Raw genomic sequence first — 23,314 nt, forward strand, 5'->3', positions numbered from 1 at the left:
GAATTGCCATGCGCATGGCTTTATTGTTCTTACCCGGTCAACAGTCGCTCCCATTTGCGACAGGTCTCATTATTCTTCCCGACCTGCCGCCCAGGCTAATACATAATTCTTACACACCAGAAAAAAAAATAAATCCCCTGTGTGCTCTATTATTGACGACTAACCAGTCATCGTCCTTTTTCTTTCTATACTCCCATAGAAGATCAGGATGACAGGATCCGCCCAAGCACCTCCGCCACGTTATCGGACGCTGTATTTTGCACACCCGCAAGGTGCTCCGCCAATAAAGCCTTCCGGCCCGGTTCCAATACAGGCAAACGAGAAGCCCCATTGGCCAAACGGGCCGCAACCTGCGGGTTGATGGCGTCCAAGCGAGACAAGGCAGCCGAAAATAGTTGATACCCTTGCCCATTTTCCGCATGAAATGCCGACGGATTTGCGTTCGTGAACGTGCCCACTAGCGCTCGCACTCGATTCGGTGTCTTCCAGTCAAAAGCAGGGTGTTCAAGCAGGCGGTTTACCTGATCGACGGTGTGAGCCCCCGGCACGGATGCCTGGACAGCAAACCACTGATCCATAACCAACGCCTCATCCTGCCAGCGATCCGCGAATTGCATCAGTGCCTGATCGGCACCGGGCAAACCATGGTGTACCAGCGCTCGCAATGCGCCAAGCTCTTCACTCATACACAGTGGCAGCTCAAATAACTCCACGGCTATCCGACCTGCTTCCGGGTGCTCTCCTGCTGCTAAAAAATCCAACGCCAGATTACGTAACTGCCGCCGCCCCATCGCCCGACCATCCATACTCAGTTCCGTAGCCAGCAGGTTCTCGGACAGAGACAACCAGTGCGACTGCAACGCCTTTCCTAACGCTTTCTTCATGGCACTGTGCGCGCGATGAATGGAGGCGGGGTTCAGCGGCTTATGCCGGTCTCCCAACGCTACCTCGCCAGGTAATGAAAGCAGCAATGCCGCTTGGGCCGGATCTTCATCACTACGGGCAATCACTTGCTCCAGCACCGGCACCAGCGCTGCGGCTTCTGCATCCGCCTCATCGGTTTCGGTCACTAACCGATCCAGTGCCGCAAAGTACAGGCGCTGGGCGGCATTCCAACGGCAATAGCCGTCACTGTCGTAGGCCAACAGTCGCGCCAATTGATCAACGGAGTAGTCATAATCGAGCACCACTGGCGCTGAGAACCCACGCAGCAGAGAAGGTGTCACCCCAGCAGGCACATTAAACGACACGGTTTGCTCAGCCTGGTCCATGATAACCACCTGCTCCCCCTCAGCCGCACCGTTGCCTCCAGCATCCAACGCACAGGGAGCGCCCTGCTCATCAAGCAACGCCAGACGAATAGGGATAACCAAGGGCTGTTTCTGCTCCTGTCCGGGAGTGGCGGGCGTATGCTGACGGAACCTAAGGTGATACTGCCCGTCCCGGTATTCATCAGTAACCGTCAGTATCGGCGTGCCGGCCTGGCTGTACCAACGTTTAAACTGGCTCAAATCGTAGCCGGAAACGGCTTCCATGCTGGCCACGAAATCATCGCAAGTTACCGCCTTGCCATCATTGGTCTCGAAATAATGATCCGTGGCCTTGCGGAAATTCTCTGCCCCCAGCAGGTGATACTGCATACGAACAATTTCTGCGCCTTTTTCATAAATGGTTAGGGTGTAGAAATTGTCAATTTTCTGGTATTTCTCAGGGCGAACAGCATGGGCCATGGGGCCTTGGTCTTCCGGGAATTGATGGTTGACCAGGAAATCCACATCTTCAACGCGTTTCACTGCGGCGGAATGCATGTCCGCCGAGAATTCCTGGTCACGAAATACCGTGAAACCTTCCTTAAGACTCAATTGAAACCAGTCACGGCAGGTCACCCGGTTTCCAGACCAGTTATGAAAGTACTCATGGGCCACTACAGATTCCACCCGTTGGAACCCGGCGTCGGTGGTCGTAGCGGGATGCGCCAGCACACAGGAGGTGTTAAAGATATTAAGGCCCTTATTTTCCATGGCCCCCATATTGAAGTGGCTTACCGCCACAATCATGTAGATATCCAGATCGTATTCGCGACCGTAGGTTTGTTCGTCCCAGCGCATGGCATTTTTCAACGACGCCATGGCATGGTCCAGCTTGTCCAGATCACGATGCTCAGCATAGAGGCGTAACGCCACCTTACGGCCCGATACAGTGACAAACGTATCCTCCAGGCAGGCTAGATCTCCCGCCACCAAAGCGAACAGATAGCATGGTTTCGGAAAAGGGTCTTCCCAAGTCACCCAGTGACGAGCGCCCTCTTCTCCATGACTCTTTTCATCGCCCGAAGCCACCGGATTACCGTTAGACAGCAACAGCGGATAGCGGGCCTTGTCAGCACGTACCGTGGTCGTAAAGCGGGCCAATACGTCAGGGCGGTCCGGGAAAAAGGTAATACGCCGAAAGCCTTCCGCCTCACACTGGGTGCAGACCATGCCATTGGACTGGTATAACCCTTCCAGGGCGGTATTGTTTTCTGGATCAATATCCACCACGGACGTTAACGTGCAGGTATCTGGCAAGCCCCGCACGGTCAGCAGGTTATCTTCATACTGATAGCGAGCACTATTGAGCACCACATCATCCAGCGCCAAAGTGCGTAAGGTGAGCCCTTCGCCATTGAAGGTCATTGTCGTGGAATCAGCAGCAGCCGGATTACGGCGCAGCGATAGACTGCTGGTCACAGTGGTCACCCCATCCCGAATATCCACATCCAGAGCCACTCTATCGACTAGATAGGCTGGGGGCTGATAGTCCGCCAAATGGGTGAATTTCACCATTTCTGCACTTTCCATAACCCTACTCCTCAAAAAGGTTAGTCTGGCGGCCATGCCAATCCGGCCTAGCACCGCTCAAACATCATATCCACGAAAACAACAACACCCCGGCTTGCGGGGTGTTGTTGATGATGCCATTTGTTGTGCTGTAGATCAGCTCACTATCGCGTCGGCATCTGCACATAAGGCGCAGTCGGAGCCAAAACCAAACCATTGCCAAGCAAATCAACTTCAGTGATACCCACTGCGGTCTGATTCGGAGCCACAACAAAGCTCACTGTTTCGGTCTGTAACTCGGTCAACGCAATGACACCTCCAGCCGTCGCTGGGTCCCCTGGCGTCAACAAAGAAGCATGCTCACCCACGGTCAGATTAACCAACGCATTAGCGGCACTCACATCCGTAACATCAGCAGGCCCGCTTCCAGCAGCTACTGGCTGAGCGTTTAACAAACGAGCCAAAGGCGTAGTCCCTGCCAAGGGGGCTCCGTCAGCGCTGTTCGGCACCACTTGATCGGCCAAGTATTCAGCGTTGTCTCCGTAAGCGGAGACATCACCGCCACCGACAATTTGCTGAACCAAAACAGGAATGGTCAAGCTGCCACAGGTTAGGATACTTGCGTAATCACCCGCCTGAGCCTTTACAGGATCACATGATGCTGCACCAGCTAGAATTTCAGCAAAATTCACCGGGTCACCGGAATCAACTGTGCTTTGCGTTACATACAAAAAATTCTCGAAATCAGAGCTACCCGACTCAACGCCTTCTGCTGCCAAACCATTCTCAATAGACGGCCCCAAACTTTCCGAATTGATCAACAACTGAGTCACTTGCCCTCCAGCAGCAGATATCACCAAACCGCTCAATGGATTGAGCTTGCTCGCAAATGACGGGGTAGCGGCCTGTGCGGCCAACTGGCCATCCACAGCCACTGCCAGCTGGTTAACAGTTGCGTAAGTCGCCCCCACAATACCACCCAAAGAAACGCCCACCACCTTCACATCACGGGTATCAAGCCCAACCATCCCTTCATTTTCAAGCGCTACGCTGATATTAGAAAGACTGGCGTTGAGGTTCAGCAGGTCCATGACACTTTGGCGCAGGTTGTCACGAGTATTGGTCAACACACCTAAGTTAATGAAATTGAATGCGGCATTGCCTTCTTCAAAAGCGCGAGCCCCATGCAAAGGTAAATCAATCGCCACTGTTGCCACACAGGCTTTAGCAAGGCTATGTGCGAGCGAAACAACAGAAGTGCGGTCGCTGCCAATCCCATGCACATACATAACCACAGGCAAACCATCTGGTTTAGCCATGCCGCAGGTAACACCAGGCTGAACTTCATAAGCCCCATCAGGGAGTGTTAGCTGTAAAGGAACAGATTCAAGGCTAACCTGCTCAACAAAGGGGTACCGATAAGTTACGTTGAAAGTAGAGCCATCCGCATCAGGCAGAGGCAGTTGAGCTGGTAGCTGCGATGCTGCTTCTACAGGAAGGCTTGCTTTTATTTTTGCCAACAATGCGGCGCCAAGCGCCTGATCTGGTTGCCAGCTATCCAGCTTATAATTGCCGGAAATCGTTGTCTCGGGGGTGCGCAAATAATAGGGAATATCCATTAACCCGGTGTACAACGACACCACACCGGCCTCCAGAGCCCCATTTGTCAGATCACTTACATCAATACCCGATGCTGACACAGAAACAGCACGGGGCTCAGGCGAATTCAAATCCACGCCCTCCATAAGAATGGCGCCAAGATTCTGCACGGCTAAATTGGGATCCACGCCAAAGCTTTTCTGTTGAGCCTGCACAATCGCCGCCTTTGGAGCTGCATTCGCCAGCAAAGGGGTAATCGGATCGGTAGTAGTAAACGTATAAGAAACCACCACCGACGCTTTCGCCACCTCCGCGGGAATCCCCCCCCCGGACGCCACACCGATAAAGCCCGCAGCCAACGCTTCCCAGCCCTGAATAGCGTTACGCACAGACAACAAAGTTCCTGTAACCGGCGGCTCAGACTCACCCAACACATTGTAAGCTTGTGATGCACTAACAGAATTGCCATCCGTGTCTTGCAAGCCGGTGGTAACAAAAACCAGATACTTGGTAGCGGCAAGGAGCGGTTTGTACGGCGTAATTCTCAATACATTATTCTGTTCACCATCGAGGGATATCACTGAGGCCGACACTTCAGCCAGAGGGAACAGGAAAGGCGCATCTTGATTCACATCATCTGGATCAAGTGGGTCCCCGCCTTCCTCCGTGTTCAGTGCCAACACGAATACGTTGGATTGTGCACATTCACCAGTAGCCAACATAGATTGCTGACACACCTTGATGGAAGCTTCATCTAGCTCACCACCAGCGAAATAGATATCAAACGGTGCATTCGTCGAGAATCCATCCAGTGCATTGATCCCCACTTCCACAGGGTTCGTAGGAGCACCGATATCCGACGTACCATCCGACATTGCTGCTGCTGCAAAAACCAGATCGGTATTCAGCGGCAAATCAAATGTGACAGGATTAAAACGAGCATGAGTGTCAAAACTGGCGCCTTGACTCTGATCCGGTACGGTTTCACTCCCGCCGCCGCAGGCGGCCAGCGCCATAACCATAGCCACCGGCAGTACCTTCTTGTAAGTATGCATCTTCTCTCCCAAACCTCTTTTTATTATTTAATTCCTGCCGTTGCTCACATCAACAATGGAGGGCGGCGGTGGTGCTTACTACAAATAACAGAAGGCACATAATTAGATGCATTATTTCTGCCTACGCTACCCCCAGTGAAAAGAGGGTGCATAGGAACATTACATCAATTCTATTTCTCCACCAATGCGATATTGAGGAGAATAACGGAGGGAAACGCCCGCAGGCATTTTTTCAGGGACGACTCGCCGGTCAAAACGATTTATCTCATTATAATATGTTTACTGCAGAGTATCCGGGCCACGCAGAGTTACCGGCTGATCCTCGGTTTTTTCCTCCCCGCTTTTACAGGCCTGCTCCATATAACCGCTACGTTGCTCTTCAGGTAAATTCTGGGTTTCCCAAGCAATAACAGCCTGAAGACAAAGCTCTTTTTGCTCGCGGGATAAAACGCGACCATCGGCCCACTTACCCGTTTCAATAGCGCGACGCATGTTATCGCAAATGTTCTGATCCATACTCGCAATCAGGTCGTCAAAACTCTGGTAACTCATGGTTTAACTCTTCAAAAGGTCACGGTACGCGACACGCTACATAGATTTGGGCGGCCCACGGCCTATACAGTATTACTCGGCCTAATTGTTGTCACCGGGCCGGGAACTCCAGCCCAATTTAGACCGACAAGCCTGATAGAAATCGTGCCCCGGGGGATGAATCAAATGTAAGCGGTGAGGTTTTTTGCGAATCGCAATGACATCGTCAACCTGCAAGCGAATCCCCTCTGTGCCATCGCAACTGACCAACGGCCGCACTTTTTCTGTGGTGATGTGAATTTTGATTTCACTATCCCCAGCTACCACCAAGGGGCGACTGGTCAGGGTGTGGGGGTTTAGGGGAACCAAGACCATGGCATCCAGCTTAGGGTGCATGATTGGCCCACCACCGGACAACGCATAGGCGGTGGAACCGGTGGGCGTAGAAACAATCAGCCCGTCGGAGCGCTGCCCGTAGACAAAGTGTCCGTCGATCATCAACTCAAAATCGATCATGTGTACACTGTCACCGGATAGCAGCACGATATCGTTGAGAGCGCTCCCCTCGCCGACCACGGTCCTACCCCGGCGCACTTCCAGATCCAACAAGAACCGTTTTTCGGTACTGTATTCACCATCCAGCACCTGGCCGACCCGGGATTCAATTTCAGAAGGAAGGATATCGGTGAGAAAGCCCAGATGGCCCCGATTCACGCCCAATACCGGCACTTTATAGCGAGCCAGGGTACGCGCAGCACCTAGCAGACTACCGTCCCCTCCCACCACAATCACCAGATCGCAGGCTTCCCCCATTTGTGAGGCACTAGCAGCCTGCAATCCCATTTCCGGAAGATGACCAATAATGTGTTTATCGAGGATAACGGTGCAATCACGGCCATGCAGAAAATGAATGAGCTGGCGTAATGAGTAGAGCGCCTGCTCACTTTCAGACCGTGCGATCAAACCGATGTTGCGAAATTTCTCTTGCGCCACAAGGGATCTCATTCAGGTAGTGCTGCTTAGGTTGTTGCGGAAGCCGGACTGGGCAGCCTCACCAACCGGCAAGCACTACCCCTGAGTCAGGTACTCGTTCAGGGTAACAGCATTGGCATTCAGACCGCCATCCAACACGATCACATCCAGGCCGGCGTTTTTTAACAGAAAAGCGGCGGTGGCGCTACGTCGACCTGTATCACAGTAAGCGATATAGGTCTTGCCTGGGTCCAGTAGGCGAGACTTGAGACGCAATACGTTAAGCGGCATATTGGTCGCTCCTACCAAATGCTCCTGATCGAATTCGTCGCTAGTACGCACATCCAGCCACCAAGCGCCCTTTTCTGCCGAAGACAGCACCTGATCACCCGGCATGGTCTTGATGATCGGCTCGCGGAGCAGGGCATCAAAATCTTGTCGGTCCAACCTCATCAAGACACCATCCGTTGCCATAGATACCGTGGCATTACGGGGCTTGCCAGATAGCAATGCTTCTTCACCAAACCACTCACCCTCTTCCAGCATGGCCACCGAAGTCGGCTCGCCCTCCCCTATGTTAATAGACACCTCACACACGCCTTCTTTGAGGATATAGCAGCAATCAGCAGCCTCTCCCTGTCGAATAATCCGCTCACCTTCTTTGTGACGATTCGCTTTAAGTCGGCTGAAAATCCCCAAGATGTTACTGGGCGGCACTCGATGAAAAAGCTTGGACTTGAGCAGGCGTATCATCCATTCCCTGTCGTTCTGATACGCAGAGTTAGCATTAATGTCTAGAATTACGTAGCCCGCAGATTGATCCCAAGAGAGGATGGTATCGAGTCGGAAACTGTCGAATCGCACCACACTCACATCGCCTACCGCTCTGGCGGTGCTGCGGCGAGGCTGGACATGCTCCAGTGGGTGCCAAGAGGCCGTATCCCCAGCGCTTACTGTCCGCCGATCACCGGTTTCATCGCTCAGCTCAACCTTGCCACTAAGCAGATAGATGGTGGTGTTGTCTTGGTCTCCCAGCGAAAAAAGGACATCACCTGACACATAGCGACACACTTCCTGCTGGTCAAGCAGCCAGTCAAGCTGATCTCCAGACAGAGCATTAACTGGCACAAACGTCTGTAACAGGCTTTTATCGATGGATTGCCGTGTCATAACAGTGGCTCCCGATGTTCTTGTTGTTGCTATGGTGAATACAAGCGTGGCGCGGGCCGAAACCCTCATCGGAGAAATACGCTGCAAAAAGCTTACCAATCAAGCACCTGGCGGAACCAGTTCACAATTGCCGACTTAGCGGAATCGCAGTACGTTATCGATGGCGGAATCATTGCGGCAGTTCTGGCAGCGGTTAGCGTTGCAATCAGACACCCCCGGCTTGAACTGATTGGGAACTTCCACACGAATCACTCGCTTACCACAGGGAGCCCCCTCCGCGCCTATAGGCACCTGGCAGGTCGGGCTTTCATAATGGGATAGCCAAGCACGATAATGATCCTCGGTGACTAGGCATTTGCGCGCCGCAAAGGCAGTGGGATTCTCCATGTAACTGGCCACCTGATCGGCTGCAATGGAGATATGCCCGGCACCAGGATGAAACGCAATAAAACTCAACCCCAGCTCTTCAAGCTTCTCCAGCGTCTTCTGTGCTCCGCTGTTGGCGTCTTTCAGCTTGTTGCGTTTCTGCTCAGAAATTTCCTCGCGAAGCTGGCCGATAAGATCATCACGGGTCAGCACATCCATTTCCAGCGAGTGTAGCTGCTCTGACATCTTCGCCCGCTCCTCTTCCAGGCGCTGCTCCAACGCCAGCTTGTACTGCTCAGTCAGCACCTCCATCTCACTACCCTGATGCTCACTGCGCCGGTTCTGCTCTTCCAAACTTTGGTTGAGGGATAATAATTGCCCCTTCAAGGAATCATTCTGCTCTCGCAATGCTCCATTCTGCGATTTGATTGCCTTGAACTGCCCCATTACCTTTTCCAACTGAGCAATAAGAATTTCTTCTTTTTGCTGGGCCGCATAGCGCACCTTAGCCGCGTCTTCTGACTGGGTGTTTTCCAGGGTTTGCACCCGCAGGCGCAGCTCCTTGATAATGCGAGCCAGCCTTACCCGTTCTTGATCCGCCTTCTTCTCGACATCCTTTCTCTCCAGGCCGACCGTCGGTGCAGACGCCCCAATCACAATAGGCACAGCCTCCATTTCATCATCCATTACCAGGCCCATTTTCGGGCCACGCTCTCGGATGGAGTCACGGATAGCAATAAAATCGTTGGCGCCGGGCTTCATGCCAGGGTCCCACATTTGATCCTGGTGCCAGGCCACCGGGCATTGGCTACGGCAGGCAAGACGAATCGGTCCAGCCCCCATGTCGGGCCCTTGACCCGCATGCTCCGCCAAATGCCGTAACGGCACATTCCAGGTGGTATCGGCCATGCCATCCTCATCAAAATCGATGGTAAATAACACTACAGAGCGAACCCGTAACTGACCGTTGACCAAACAATAAGCGCATCGCACCTCTTTATCTGCAAATTCCGGCATCCCCACCATGCCATCGAGAATGGCTTCAAAATCGGCGTAGAGCATGCTTTTGGAAATACCCCGGTGGTCAAAAAACAGAATTGCTTCCGAGGTAACAGAGGATGCTGCCATGCTGTCTGTCCTTCTTATGAAGTTATTTATTGTTGGTTGGCACAAGCACACCGACCAAGGTGCGTCATTCACAATCTGACACCCGCCGTCACACTGCAGTCAATTATAGTCAGGCACTATCAAAAGAGTGTGACCTGAATGGCAGTTAAAAAAAAGCGTCAACGCCAGGCTTCCCCATCAAGCCTGAAGACCTTTTACGGCCACAACAATAGCTTGCGGCAACGAACCCAAACAGAAGCGTATCAGGATAACTTTGCGACAGAAAAGGCAGGAACCTCCTCCAGACACAAGAAGCTGAAAGGATAAAACAAAGCATTACAGGGATAAGCGGCGGGGAAGTGAGTACGAAGCAGTAACAAGTAAGAATCAAAGAGCACGAACGGCATTATACATAGACAAACGGTCGAGGATTACAGCTCCTCACCGTCGTCCACCCAGCCATCATCTTCAAGGCACTCTTCCAAGCTTTCCATTAACAGCCTTTGTTCTATGCGTTCTTCCAAATAATCATCCATTGCCTTTTCTTCCTTACCATTTCATTTGTTGTCCAAATGATTAGACAGAAGAAAAGTGACAAGTTCATGAAAGAAAACGCCAGGCAGGAAAAATCTGGATGTAAAGAATCACGAAGGGAGGGACGCTTACTCAAAGGTAAAAGCGACAGTATTACATCAGGCCCCAGAACCCGATGTCACGAAACTAGCAGACACAAAAAAGGCCCTCCATAAGGAGAGCCTTTCTTGCTGAATAGTGGCGGAGCGGACGGGACTCGAACCCGCGACCCCCGGCGTGACAGGCCGGTATTCTAACCAACTGAACTACCGCTCCACTTATCCCTTACGGAATTCTTTCACTTACAAAATATGGTGGGTGATGACGGGATCGAACCGCCGACCCTCTGCTTGTAAGGCAGATGCTCTCCCAGCTGAGCTAATCACCCTTGTTCGCGCTGCGAAGTGGGCGCCATTCTATGGATTGGGCCGAGAGTGTCAACGGCTTTTTTCAGAAAATTGATCGTTTGCCTAGAAAATGGTCGATATGTCTAAAACTTGGGCAAAATGAGAGGGATTAGCATCAAATATCAAACTTCGCGCCACAAACCACAACACAGCTTAGTAGCTTGAAGATTGGAGCTGGACGCTGTCACCCAGCTTCTAGTGCCTCAATCTTGGCTTTAGCCTCTGCCAGGCTGAACTGACCCGGCAGTAACTGTCCATTGGGCTTGGCAAGTAAGTAGTGATGCACATCCAGCGCCCAAGTCTGTCGGTTCAACTCCCCCTCCTCAATAATGGAGTAACCTGTTTTCCCCCAGGCTATCGCGTTACCAATCATCTCTCCGCCTCACCAATCACACGGGCAAGTATAATATCGGCCAAATCATCCAGACTCAGCGGCCCCTCGCGGTCAAACCAATTTGGCGCCCAACCGGTCATCCCTGTCAGCAAACGCCGCATAATGAAGGGATCAGTGGTAAAAACCCCCTCTTTATGTAGGCGTGTTAGCACATCCAGCCACAGTTGCTCGTAGATACCGCGCAACTTTAGTGCCCTGGCTTGCTTATCCTCACTCAGGCAGCGCCACTCGGTGACCATCACCGTCATTGCCTCGGCAGTATCGCCCACAATGGACTGTAACTCCGCTCGGATCAGCGCTCGCAATTGCTCCTGCCCCGTGCTGTGGGCGACCACCGCCTGACGCAAACGCTCAGTATTGAAGTGGATTACCTCTTCCATCACGGCATAGAGGATATCCTCTTTGGTTTTAAAGTGATGAAAAATAGAGCCGCTCTGGATCCCAACTGATGCCGCAATATCGCGGACAGTGGTACGGTCGAACCCCTTATCCCGAAACAGATGCGCCGCCGCGCTGAGCAACCGCCCACGAGGAGAATCATCAATTCCATGAATTGCCATTAAGCCAGCCATTGCTTACCCCTATCATTAACGCACACATTATCCCGCTTACGCGCGGGGGGCAGCAAGGCAGGAGCAGGAGAACGTGAAACATTAAAAAACGCAGCCCTGAAATCAGGCAGACACGCTCCCATCCTCAGAGAGTGAATCGCGGCGCATGAAGTCAATGCCTGGCAGCCAACCCAGACCATGATTCAACTTTTCACTTCCAACTGCTGTTCTCGTCCTTTACAAACCAAGCGCTTGCTTGGTAGCTTACGAGACCATGAATTCACACGCAAATGGAGCCACCATGACAAAGCCTGTTCGCATCGGCTGTGCCGCCGGATTCTGGGGCGATACCAACAGTGCTGCTTTCCAGCTCGTCCACCAAACCGAGTTGGATTATTTGGTGTTCGATTATCTCGCTGAGGTTACTCTGTCGATCATGGCCGGGGCACGGATGAAAGATCCCAATGCCGGCTATGCCCATGACTTTGTCACTAACGTGATGACCCCCCTAGCAAAAGACATCAAGGCAAAAAACATCAAGGTTGTCAGCAATGCTGGCGGAGTAAACCCGCGCGCCTGTCGGGATGCCTTGGAAAAAGCCTTTGCTGCTGCTGGCGTGGAAATGAAAATCGCCCTAGTAGAAGGAGACGACCTAAACAGCCGCCGCAACGATTTTGCGGCTGTCACCGAACTGGATAGTGGTGCTCCCCTGCCCCCCATGACAGTCACCATGAACGCCTACCTGGGCGCTCTGCCCATCAAGGCGGCGCTTGACGCCGGTGCCGACATTGTACTCACCGGGCGCATTGCCGACTCCGCCGTCGTACTGGGGCCGCTGATGCACGAGTTCAACTGGTCCACCGAGGATTACGACAAACTGGCCCAGGGCTCCCTTGCCGGCCACGTGATTGAGTGTGGCGCGCAATGTACCGGTGGCAATTTCACCGACTGGCGTGAAGTCCCTGACTTCCACAACATGGGCTTTCCGGTGGCCGAGTGCCATGAGGATGGGCACTTTGTGATTACCAAGCCTGCGGACACCGGAGGGCTTGTCACCTGCGCCACCGTCGGCGAACAAATTGTTTACGAAATTGGCGACCCTCGCGCCTATTTACTGCCCGACGTGGTCTGCGATTTTACCCAAGTAAAACTGGAGCAGGTCGGCGAACACCGGGTTAGCGTCTCTGGCGCCTTGGGCCGCCCGCCCACCGACAGCTACAAAGTGTCCGCCACCTACCCCGATGGCAACCGCATTACGGCCTCATTTTTAATGGGCGGCATTGATGCTCCAGAAAAAGGCCAGGTCGTCGCCGATGCCATTCTTAAGAAAGTGGCCGGCCTGTTTGAAAAACAAGGTATGGCCCCGTTCCGCGACACCAATGTGGAAATACTTGGCAGTGAAACGACCTATGGTGCCAACGCCCGGCGTGCCGACACCCGTGAAGTGGTGGTAAAAATTGCCGCTCTGCACGATGACAAGAAAGCCCTTGGCCTGTTTGCCCGGGAAATAGCCCAAGCAGCCACTGGCATGGCTCCTGGTCTATCCGGCCTAGTCGGTGGTCGCCCAAAACCATTCCCCCGCATCCGTCTGTTCTCCACTTTGGTGGATAAGAATGCGGTCACCGCAAGCATTGATCTGGATGGCAAATCCCACCCCGTGGACATTCCCACAGGCCAGATCTTTGACGCCAGCGCTCTACCAAAGGATAGCGATTATGGTACCGCTAGCGGCGACATCACCGTGCCGTTGATCAAATTAGCTTGGGCCCGTAGCGGCGACAAGGGCAATCACGCCAATATCGGAGTGATTGCCCGCAAAGCGGAATACCTGCCCTACCTGAACGCCGCCCTCAGCGAACAGGCGGTCGGTCATTACATGCAACACGTACTTGACCCGGACACAGGCAGCGTTCATCGCTGGTCCATGCCCGGCATGAATGCCTTCAACTTCCTGTTGAAAAATGCCTTGGGCGGGGGAGGTATCGCGTCGCTGCGTATTGATCCGCAAGGTAAAGCATTTGCCCAACAGTTACTGGATATGCCTATCCCCGTCAGCCAGACCATCGCCGACGCAGTGAGCAAGTAATTTTGATTGTAGCGCGCTGCCTGCAGCCAATGCAGGTTAGCGCCTTTAGGATTTCAAGGATTAGATAATGTCATACCGTTCTGTTTTTAGAGAAAACCTGTTCGCCGGCCAAAACATCATTGTTACCGGCGGCGGCTCCGGCATTGGCCGCTGTACCGCCCATGAACTGGCCGCACTCGGCGCTCGAGTCGTGCTGATCGGTCGCAAGCAGGAAAAACTCGATGCGGTGGCGGCGGAAATTGCCGAAGACGGCGGACAAGCGCTGGGGTTTTCTTGCGATATCCGTGATGAAGAGGCAGTCAAAGCCACCGTGGCCGAGGTCTACAAAGCCGTAGACGTGGTCCACGGTCTGGTCAACAACGCCGGGGGCCAATTCCCTTCACCTCTGGCTATGATCAGCCAAAAAGGCTGGGAAGCCGTGGTGCGCACCAACCTCACTGGCGGCTTTCTGATGGCCCGGGAAGTGTTTCTTCAGGGCATGAATAAAAACGGTGGTGCCATCGTTAATATCGTCGCCGACATGTGGGGCGGCATGCCGGGCATGGGGCACTCCGGCGCCGCCCGCGCCGGCATGGTTAACTTCACCCAAACATCCGCCTATGAATGGGGTAGCTGCGGTGTGCGCGTCAATGCAGTCGCTCCTGGCTGGATCATGTCCAGTGGCATGGACACCTACCCTGAAGGCTTCAAGGCAACGCTTAAGACCTTACGCGCCGCCGTACCCCTTCAACGCATGGGCAATGAAGCGGAAGTTTCCGGCGCGATTTGCTTTTTGCTCAGCGACGCAGCTGCCTTCATCAGTGGCGACACCCTACGTATTGATGGCGCTGCCAGCCAGGGCAACGTGGCGATCTTCCCACTGCCTGCCCACGACAAAAGCAAACCGTTCGATGGTTTCCACCGCGCCACCACCCCGGACGTTTTCAAGGATCTCTAATGGCCACTCTCGACAGCGCAATTGACCCCAACAGCGAAGAATACCGCCAAAACCGTGAGGCTCTGCTTGCGGCGATAGAAGAGTTCCGCGCCATCGAACAGGCCGTAGTCGATACCGCGGAAAGCAAACGGGCAAAATTTGAAAAACGCGGCCAACTGCTTCCTCACGAGCGTATTTCCAGGCTGCTGGACGCCGGCTCTCCGTTTTTGAGCCTTATGAACCTGGCCGGCTACCAAATGCACGATGACAAAGACGGCACCGAAGCAGGCGGCGGCACTATTGCCGGCATCGGCTATGTATCCGGTGTGCGGTGTTTGGTCACGGCATCTAACTCGGCCATCAAGGGCGGCACCATTTCTCCCTCTGGTTTGCACAAAACCCTGCGTCTGCAACGCATCGCCCTGGAGAATAAACTACCGGTGGTAAGCTTGGTGGAATCCGGTGGTGCGAACTTGAATTATGCCGCAGAAGTATTCGTGGATGGCGCCCGCACCTTTGCCAACCAAGCACGCTTGTCCGCCGCGGGTATCCCCCAAATCACCGTGGTTCATGGTAACGCTACCGCCGGTGGCGCCTACCAACCAGGCTTGTCTGATTACGTGGTAGTGGTTCGCGAACGCGCCAAGATGTTCCTAGCCGGCCCGCCACTACTGAAAGCCGCTACCGGAGAGATTGCCACCGACGAAGAACTGGGTGGCGCAGAAATGCATGCGGGTACTGCCGGCACCGCCGAGTACCTAGCGCAATCCGATGCAGACGGTATTAGCCAGGCTCGTGATCTGGTGAAACTACTGGGCTGGCGCCGAGCGGCCGCGGACGCTCCCGAACATGAAGAGCCGAAATTCCCACCCGAAGAACTGCTCGGTGTGGTCCCTTGCGATGCCAAGAAACCCTACGACGTGCGCGAAATCATCGCCCGCATCGTTGATGGATCCCAGTTTTTAGATTTCAAAAACGAATGGGACAGCGCCACCGTCTGCGGTTGGAGCACCATCGAAGGCAAACCCGTGGGCATTATCGGCAACAATGGCCCCATTACGCCCCGTGGCGCAGCCAAGGCCGCCCAGTTTATCCAACTTTGCGACCAAACTCGCCGGCCCTTACTGTTTCTTCACAACACCACAGGCTTCATGGTTGGTACCGATGCAGAACAGAACGGGGTCATAAAAAACGGTTCGAAAATGCTGCAAGCTGTGGCTAATGCCCGAGTACCAAAAATTTCTGTGGTGGTGGGCGGCTCCTACGGCGCCGGCAACTACGCCATGTGTGGCCGCGGGCTAGACCCACGCTTCATCTTTGCTTGGCCCAATTCCAAAGTGGCGGTAATGGGCGGCCAACAAGCCGGCATGGTGTTGCGCATCGTGGCCGAGGGCAAACAACGGGCCAACGGCATTGAGCCCGACCCGAAAGTTCTCGACATGCTGCAACAAAGCACCGCCCAGAAACTCGACAGCCAGTCCACTGCCCTATACGGCACCGCACGCCTCTGGGACGACGGTATTATCGACCCACGCGACACTCGCCGGGTAGTAGCTTATGCACTGGACATCTGCGACGACGCCGAACAGCGCCAGCTCCACCCGAATTCATTCGGTGTGGCAAGACTTTAAAAACAGTTGAAGGTCCAGAGCCGCGACCGAGGGGCTACAGGAATGCAGAGGCCCACCTTTTCCGCACACAAAGTGTGCGGCGCGGCTCCAGTTAAGCAGCCAATCGACATGGCACATTGGCGTTTCAACGTTGAACGTTAAACTCAAACGATAAACATAACGAACACAACAGGGAGCTTCCCATGCAATTCACTCAAGAGCACGAAGAACTTCGCCGTACCGTCCGCAATTTTGTCGACAAAGAACTCAACCCCCATGTTCGCGAATGGGAAGATGCGGGTCGTTTCCCCATTCATGAAGTCTTCAAAAAAATGGGCGACCTGGGGTTGCTCGGGGTGACCAAACCGGAAGAATTTGGCGGCATGGGACTGGACTACTCCTACGGCATGGTAATGAGCGAAGAAATGGGTCGCGTTCATTGCGGCGGTGTCCCGCTTGCAGTCGGCGTGCAAACCGACATGGCCACCCCTGCCATCGCCCGCTTTGGTTCTGATGAGCTACGTCGTAACTATCTGGCACCCGCCATCGCCGGTGACATGGTGGCCTCCATTGCCGTCTCCGAACCCCACGCTGGTTCCGATGTGGCCGCGGTAAAAACCACTGCGGTTAAAGACGGTGACGACTATGTGATCAACGGCACCAAAATGTGGATCACCAATTCGCCCAGCGCGGATTTCTTCTGCCTGCTCGCCAACACCTCCGACGGCAAACCCCACGTCAACAAGTCTTTGATCGTGGTGCCAAAAGACGCAGGCGGCATTACCGTGGACAAACCGCTGAACAAGCTGGGCATGCGTTGCTCGGAAACGGCCCAGGTATTTTTCGATAACGTGCGCGTCCCGCAACGCAACCTGATTGGCCAGGAAGGCATGGGCTTCATGATGCAAATGATGCAGTTCCAAGAAGAGCGCTTGTTTGCCGCAGCCAACAGCCTTAAGGGCATGGAACACGTGATCGATGAAACCATCGCCTACGCCAAGGATCGTAAGATTTTCGGCATGCCGCTGATTGATAACCAGAGCGTGCATTTCCGCCTTGCCGAACTGCAAAGCGAGGTCGAATCTCTGCGTGCCCTTACCTATCGCGCCTGCGAAATGTATGTGAACGGCAAGGATGTATTACAACTTGCGTCCATGGCAAAACTGAAAGTGGGCCGTCTAAGCCGTGAAGTGGCCGACAGCTGCCTGCAATATTGGGGCGGTAATGGCTTCATGTGGGAAAACCCCGCAGGCCAGCTTTTCCGTGATGGCCGCTTGGGTTCCATCGGCGGCGGCGCCGACGAAATCATGCTCGGCATTATCTGCAAGACCATGGATATCCTGCCCGGCAAAAAGAAGTAACAGCCGGACAGCACCACTCTGATCCGTAGGAGCGTCGCTAGCGGCGTGATTGCGAACGTATCGGGCCATCCCGTCGTTTGGCGCGCTTCTACAAAAAAACGAGGTCAAGCATGAGCCTACCCAGCACTGAAACCTTGCTAACAAACCAGGACGGCCCGGTTCTGCATATCACGCTGAATCGTCCCGACAGCCGTAACGCCATGAGCCTGACCATGGTGAATGAACTCATGGCGGTGTTTGAGAGCGTGGCCAACGACACCAACATTCGCGCCATTGTTCTGCGCGGCACTGGCGGCCACTTCTGTGCCGGTGGAGATATCAAAGATATGGCGGGCGCGCGCCAGCAAGCCGCCAGCGGTGACAACAACGCTTTTCAGACATTAAACCGCCGCTTCGGTGAAATGATTACCCTGGCTAACCGTCAACCGCAGGTAGTGATCACAGTACTTGAAGGCGCCGTACTGGGTGGTGGCTTCGGCTTAGCGTGCATTTCAGACGTTGCCCTTGCCAGTGCGAACGCCACCTTTGGCCTGCCTGAGACCGGGCTGGGGGTAATCCCTGCCCAGATTGCCCCCTTTGTGGTGGAACGTATAGGCCTGACCCAAGCGCGCCGTTTGGCGTTGACTGGAGTGCGTTTCAAAGGCGACGAAGCACTGCGACTCGGCATCGTCCATGAAGTGGCAGCCGACAGCGAGGCGTTGACCGCAGCACTGGAGAACACCCTCACGGCCGTTCGCCGCTGTGCACCACACGCCAATAGGGTGACTAAGGAACTGGTCCTGAACGTGGGCCATATTCCTATGAACACCCTACTAGACCAGGCCGCCACCGACTTCGCCGCTGCCGTCAACAGTGAAGAAGGCCGCGAAGGCACCATGGCGTTCGTACAGAAACGCCCAGCAACCTGGAATCAATGAACATTTGATTTACCACAGGAGGCACAACGTGTTCATAGCGAGCCGTGGGCCGATAACAAGGCTTCGGCATCCCCAAAGCGTGTCCATCTTGGCCGCAACGGGATCAGGTTGTGTTTCTCTGTGAACGCTGTGGTGGAAAGCATCATAACCACCAAGCCCCAATACCGGTAAGGAACTCCCATGAGCTTTGAAAAAATTCTGATTGCCAACCGCGGCGAGATTGCTTGCCGGGTGATAGCCACCGCCCAATCGCTCGGGTATCGCACCGTGGCAGTCTATTCTGAAGCAGATGCAGGCGCCCGACACACGGCCTTGGCCGACGAAGCCGTTTGCATTGGCCCGGCCTTGGCTAGTAGCTCCTATCTGAATATGGATGCCTTATTGGCTGCCTGTAAGCAAACAGGGGCCGATGCAGTACACCCCGGTTACGGCTTCCTCTCCGAAAACGCCGCCTTTTCCAAAGCCTGCAAAGACGCAGGCATTACCTTTATCGGGCCCGATGAAGCGGCCATCCAATTAATGGGTTCCAAACGACTCTCCAAGATTGCCATGCAGGAAGCAGGGGTTCCCTGTATTCCCGGCTATCAGGGAGAAGAACAAAGTGACGAAAGACTGCAACAGGAAGCCGAGCGCATCGGCCTACCACTCATGATCAAAGCCAGTGCCGGCGGCGGTGGTCGTGGCATGCGCGTGGTCACCGATGCGAGCGACATCAGCGCGCAGCTGAAAAGTGCCCGCCAAGAAGCCAAAAGCGCCTTCGGCAGTGACGAACTGATTCTGGAGCGGGCGGTGTTGCAGCCTCGTCATGTGGAAATCCAGGTATTCGGTGATCGTCATGGCAACGTAATCCACCTAGGAGAGCGTGATTGCTCCGTGCAACGTCGCCACCAGAAAGTGGTAGAAGAAGCGCCCTCCCCTGCGGTAGACGAATCCCTGCGTCAGCGTATGGGCGAGGCCGCAGTTCAGGCCGCCAAAGCTTGCCAGTATGTTGGTGCCGGCACTGTGGAGTTTCTGCTTGCTCCGCAAGGGGATTTTTTCTTCTTGGAAATGAATACCCGCCTGCAGGTAGAACACCCGGTCACCGAGCTGGTCACTGGGCTGGATCTTGTAGCGTGGCAGATCAAGGTCGCCCGAGGCGAGGCCCTGCCGCTGACTCAAGATCAGGTACAACTGACCGGGCATGCAATGGAAGTCCGCCTCTACGCCGAAGATCCAGCGCAAAATTACATGCCACAAACGGGGCCGATTCTACGCTGGCAGCCCGCCAGCGGTGACGGTATTCGTGTTGACCACGGTCTAATGGAAGGCACCGAAATCGGCAGCCATTATGACCCTATGTTGGCCAAGATTATTGCCGTGGGTGACAGCCGCGAAGACGCCCGCCGCCGTCTTATTCGTGCCGTGCAAGACACCACCTTGATGGGCGTAAACGATAACCGCGAATTCCTGGCGGCCATCCTTGCTCATCCCGTTTTTGCCCGTGGCGATGCCACCACCGCGTTCATCGGCGAAGACTTTGCCGACGATAGCAGCCTGGCCGGCAGCGCCCCTGACAAAACCCTATGGGCACTGGCCGCACTGCACCACTGCCGTAGTGAAACACCCAGTGACGACTTGCGCGGTTGGCACTCCAGTACGCTGGGCGCTCAACCCGTCGTACTTCGCAGCGGAGAGCATAAGCAAACACTCTATATTCGCTATGAAGGTGAACAAGTCCACGTTACGTTTAGTACCGAGCCTGACATTCTTACCCTGACACCGCTAACGGGTGATCGGATAGCCGTGAACGGCGTAGAAGTGACCGCCAGCGTGCTGCAAGATGGCAATCAATATTGGCTGCAAAGTCAGGGCCGCACGGCCTGTTTCAGTGATGATACCCACACCGCCGCCGACAGCAGCGAACAAGCGGGCTCTGGCCTGATCCGTGCTCCCATGGATGGCGCCATTATCGACATTAGCGTCAAGCCCGGCGATACCGTGAGCAAAGGCCAAGTGTTAGTGATCATGGAAGCAATGAAGATGGAACACAGCCTAAAGGCAGACTGTGACGGCACTATTGAAACACTGGATCTGAGCGTCGGCAATCAAGTAAAACGCCAGCAGTTGTTGGTTACGGTCACGCCAGATGTCGGTTAGTTTAGTAACAATTTGCCGACGGAAAAGGACACTGCATCGTGATCCAATAATTTACACTGGGGCAAGTTGTGCCATAACACCCAACTCATTACCCGAGCATTACCAGCATGCAGGGCGCTTGCCCTGCTCTAATGCTACGGTTAAGGTAAGCGCCCGCTTGCCAACACTGGGTTCCCGGCTTTTCGGGGCCTTCCAAGAACAGACAATGGAGATCCTATGAGCAACGCCGACATCATCACGTTGCCCAAGCTTCTGTCCAAGATCCCAGAGGTGATCACTCATCTTCCCGGCCTGATCAAGGGCTCAAAGCTGACGAAAATCACCGATACCAGCAAACCATTGGGGCTGGGCGTTGCCATTGAGCGCGCCACCAGCATGAACCCTAATGGTGCTGCCGTGATCTACGAAGACACAGAACTTACCTATAAGCAGTTTAACGCCTGGGCTAACCGGCTGGCAGACTACCTGGCCTCTATCGGCCTGAAAAAAGGCGATACCATTGCGGTCAATATAGAAAATCGCCCCGAGCTGCTTGCCACCGTTGTCGCCTGCGCTAAACTCGGCGTCTGTGCGGCCCTTATCAACACTTCCCAACGGGGTAAAGTGCTGATCCATAGTTTCAACTTGGTGAAGCCCAAAGCTGCCATTATTGGTGAAGAACTGGTTGATGCCGTGGAAGAAGTTCGCGGTGATCTGGACCTTAAAGACAACTTCTTCTGCTTCGCAGATCAGAACACCTTAGATAACCCCGGTGACGTACCGAGCGGCTACAAGAATCTGGCCAGCGAAAGCCGTGATTGTTCCAGCGAGAACCCCGCGTCCACTAAGCAAACCTTCTTGCGTGACCCGTTGTTCTACATCTACACCTCCGGCACTACCGGCCTACCCAAAGCGGTTGTCTTCAACCACGGCCGCTGGGAAAAAGCCTATGGTGCTTTCGGTTTCTCTGCCTTGCACCTGACCAAAAATGATCGTATCTACACTACCCTGCCGTTTTATCATGCCACCGGTATGGTGATCTGCTGGTCCTCGGTCATCGCTCCGGCTGGCGCCGTTGTCCTTGCACGTAAATTCTCCGCCAGCGGTTTCTGGGACGATATTCGACGCCACAACTGTACCGCTTTCGGTTACGTGGGTGAGCTGTGCCGCTATCTGCATGAACAGCCAGAAAAACCCACCGACAAAGACAACAAGATCCACACCATTGTAGGTAATGGTCTGCGTCCGAGCATCTGGAAAGACTTCAAGGATCGTTTCGGCATTGAGCGGGTGGCAGAGTTGTATGCGTCATCTGAGGGCAACGTAGCGTTCACCAACATATTCAACTTTGACAACACCGTTGGTTTCTCCCCTGTGAGCTACGCCATTGTCAAATACGACAAAGAACGTGACGAACCGGTGCGCGATAGCAAAGGGCACATGACTAAAGTCGGCAAAGGCGAAGCGGGTCTAATGCTCGGTGAAATCACCGACAAGACTCCTTTCGATGGTTACACCGACCCAGAAAAAACTGAGAAATCTATCTACCGGGATGTGTTCACTAAGGGTGATGCGTGGTTCAACACCGGCGATATGATGCGCGACATCGGCTTCCGCCACGCTCAGTTCGTGGATAGGCTGGGGGACACCTTCCGCTGGAAAGGCGAGAACGTATCCACCACCGAAGTGGAACAGATTCTCGATGGCTACGATGGTATCCAGGAATCCGTGGTCTACGGTGTAGAAATTCCTAACACCAATGGCCGTGCGGGCATGGCCCAGATTCGCCTAACCGGTAACCACAAAGACTTTGACTTCAAAGGCCTGTGTGAGTATCTCAAGCGCGAATTACCCGCTTATGCCATCCCCGTTTTCCTGCGCATCAATGAAGAAGCCATGGAAACCACTGGCACCTTCAAGCACCAGAAAAACAAACTCAAGGAACAGAAGTACGACCTGAAGCAGCAGAACAATGCGGTTTATGCCCTGCTGCCTGGAGAGAGCTGCTACCAGCAACTGGACGAGGCCACGCAGGACGGCATCGACGGTGGCAAGTACCGCTTCTAAGCGATCCAGATGATCTAGGAAAGCAAAAAAGGCGCCGAAAGGCGCCTTTTTTGTGCTCCATTACAGCGCTAGTGGTGGCTTAACCCATTAGCGCAATGCCGCAATAGACATTGTTCTCGACACCGCCAACATAGGCCAGACATAGCGGGGGTTGTAACGTAAGTCCACAGGCGCTCTCCATCGCTACAAGACCATCACCTAACGATTTATGCCACCGTGCCACGCCCGCCTTAGTTTCCTTTACTCCTTTTCTTTACTCCCTTCATTTATCCAAACACGTTCACGTTACCCACATGGCCTTTTCTATCCACGGCATCTGTGGATAACACTGTTAACGAGCCTCGGATAACGCTTCGAAAGCCAGCATTTACGGTAGCTACAGCGACTTGTGTGGTTTTTCATCAAGGACATATGGATATGGATACCTTGAAAAAGGTCAAGACCATCGCCGTTTTTTCTTTGCTGGGATTACTCCACAAAAGCTGTGGATAAATATGTGAACAACTTGACCACAAGTATCTGCATCGCCCGTAATTAGGCGCTTAGCGCACAATGGTTCATTTTTAAACGAATCATAAAGCACTGATTATTCAATAACTTATTATTATATTTTCTCCTGCACACAACTCACCTTTGACCTAATGAACAAACCCCTTAGTCACGATCAGCTTGTGTAAAAGCGCCAGAGAGATCGCAAT

General features: G+C 53.9%; 16 protein-coding genes and 2 tRNA genes. 8 read left to right on the forward strand and 10 right to left on the reverse strand.

The features are described from left to right. Positions 1–203 precede the first annotated feature (203 nt). From pepN to Y017_RS01970, 6 genes are all read right to left on the reverse strand, one after another. Positions 204–2,840 (reverse strand): aminopeptidase N, encoded by a 2,637-nt coding sequence (gene pepN / locus Y017_RS01945; RefSeq protein WP_081737552.1) that lies wholly within the window; start codon positions 2,838–2,840, stop codon positions 204–206. Positions 2,841–2,983: 143 nt separating this feature from the next. Continuing rightward, positions 2,984–5,473 carry a hypothetical protein gene (locus Y017_RS01950; protein WP_051428679.1) on the reverse strand — a complete coding sequence of 830 codons (2,490 nt, stop codon included), beginning with the start codon at positions 5,471–5,473 and terminating at the stop codon, positions 2,984–2,986. 279 nt (positions 5,474–5,752) lie between these two features. Further along, the gene (locus Y017_RS01955) at positions 5,753–6,025 is read right to left on the reverse strand and encodes a YeaC family protein (protein ID WP_011588280.1); all 273 of its coding nucleotides are present in this window, start codon (positions 6,023–6,025) and stop codon (positions 5,753–5,755) included. Between the two features lie 81 nt (positions 6,026–6,106). After that, positions 6,107–7,009 carry an NAD(+) kinase gene (locus Y017_RS01960; RefSeq protein WP_011588279.1) on the reverse strand — a complete coding sequence of 301 codons (903 nt, stop codon included), beginning with the start codon at positions 7,007–7,009 and terminating at the stop codon, positions 6,107–6,109. 63 nt (positions 7,010–7,072) lie between these two features. Beyond that, the gene (locus tag Y017_RS01965) at positions 7,073–8,146 is read right to left on the reverse strand and encodes a cyclic nucleotide-binding domain-containing protein (protein ID WP_011588278.1); all 1,074 of its coding nucleotides are present in this window, start codon (positions 8,144–8,146) and stop codon (positions 7,073–7,075) included. 135 nt (positions 8,147–8,281) lie between these two features. After that, the gene (locus Y017_RS01970; RefSeq protein ID WP_035458499.1) at positions 8,282–9,640 is read right to left on the reverse strand and encodes a hypothetical protein; all 1,359 of its coding nucleotides are present in this window, start codon (positions 9,638–9,640) and stop codon (positions 8,282–8,284) included. Positions 9,641–9,778: 138 nt separating this feature from the next. Here Y017_RS01970 and Y017_RS15370 point away from each other — a divergent pair, with 138 nt between their 5' ends. After that, positions 9,779–9,946: a hypothetical protein gene (locus tag Y017_RS15370; RefSeq protein WP_158319816.1), complete on the forward strand. Its 168-nt coding sequence runs from the start codon at positions 9,779–9,781 to the stop codon at positions 9,944–9,946. A 445-nt stretch (positions 9,947–10,391) separates the two neighbouring features. On the opposite strand, the gene Y017_RS01975 is transcribed toward Y017_RS15370, so the two are convergent. The 4 genes from Y017_RS01975 to Y017_RS01990 form a co-directional block, all read right to left on the reverse strand. Continuing rightward, positions 10,392–10,468 (reverse strand) — tRNA-Asp (locus Y017_RS01975). Positions 10,469–10,504: 36 nt separating this feature from the next. Further along, positions 10,505–10,580: transfer RNA gene (locus tag Y017_RS01980), tRNA-Val, on the reverse strand. A 203-nt stretch (positions 10,581–10,783) separates the two neighbouring features. Then, entirely contained in the window at positions 10,784–10,972 is a 189-nt protein-coding gene (locus Y017_RS01985) for a hypothetical protein (protein ID WP_035458501.1), read from the reverse strand. After that, on the reverse strand, positions 10,969–11,565 hold the full coding sequence (locus Y017_RS01990; RefSeq protein WP_011588276.1) for a TetR/AcrR family transcriptional regulator: 597 nt from the start codon (positions 11,563–11,565) through the stop codon (positions 10,969–10,971). Before Y017_RS01990 ends, Y017_RS01985 begins: the two co-directional genes overlap by 4 nt. Positions 11,566–11,845: 280 nt before the next feature. Here Y017_RS01990 and Y017_RS01995 point away from each other — a divergent pair, with 280 nt between their 5' ends. The 7 genes from Y017_RS01995 (at position 11,846) to Y017_RS02025 (ending at position 22,616) form a co-directional block, all read left to right on the forward strand. Continuing rightward, positions 11,846–13,630, forward strand: coding sequence for an acyclic terpene utilization AtuA family protein (locus tag Y017_RS01995; protein WP_011588275.1), 1,785 nt, complete (start codon positions 11,846–11,848; stop codon positions 13,628–13,630). Positions 13,631–13,697: 67 nt separating this feature from the next. Beyond that, complete coding sequence (locus tag Y017_RS02000; protein WP_011588274.1) at positions 13,698–14,567, forward strand: SDR family oxidoreductase; 870 nt, start codon at positions 13,698–13,700, stop codon at positions 14,565–14,567. Further along, positions 14,567–16,177, forward strand: coding sequence for an acyl-CoA carboxylase subunit beta (locus Y017_RS02005; RefSeq protein ID WP_035458504.1), 1,611 nt, complete (start codon positions 14,567–14,569; stop codon positions 16,175–16,177). Before Y017_RS02000 ends, Y017_RS02005 begins: the two co-directional genes overlap by 1 nt. A 182-nt stretch (positions 16,178–16,359) precedes the next feature. Continuing rightward, positions 16,360–17,517, forward strand: coding sequence for an acyl-CoA dehydrogenase family protein (locus Y017_RS02010; RefSeq protein WP_011588272.1), 1,158 nt, complete (start codon positions 16,360–16,362; stop codon positions 17,515–17,517). A gap of 110 nt (positions 17,518–17,627) precedes the next feature. Next, the gene (locus Y017_RS02015; RefSeq protein ID WP_035458507.1) at positions 17,628–18,434 is read left to right on the forward strand and encodes an enoyl-CoA hydratase/isomerase family protein; all 807 of its coding nucleotides are present in this window, start codon (positions 17,628–17,630) and stop codon (positions 18,432–18,434) included. A 180-nt stretch (positions 18,435–18,614) separates the two neighbouring features. Next, the gene (locus Y017_RS02020) at positions 18,615–20,570 is read left to right on the forward strand and encodes an acetyl/propionyl/methylcrotonyl-CoA carboxylase subunit alpha (protein WP_035458510.1); all 1,956 of its coding nucleotides are present in this window, start codon (positions 18,615–18,617) and stop codon (positions 20,568–20,570) included. A 216-nt stretch (positions 20,571–20,786) separates the two neighbouring features. Next, a complete protein-coding gene (locus Y017_RS02025; protein ID WP_011588269.1) occupies positions 20,787–22,616 on the forward strand; it encodes a long-chain-acyl-CoA synthetase in 1,830 nt (609 codons plus the stop codon). Positions 22,617–23,314: the final 698 nt, after the last annotated feature.

Origin of the sequence: Alcanivorax sp. 97CO-5 (genome assembly GCF_000524665.1) — a bacterium.
Lineage (GTDB): Bacteria > Pseudomonadota > Gammaproteobacteria > Pseudomonadales > Alcanivoracaceae > Alcanivorax > Alcanivorax borkumensis.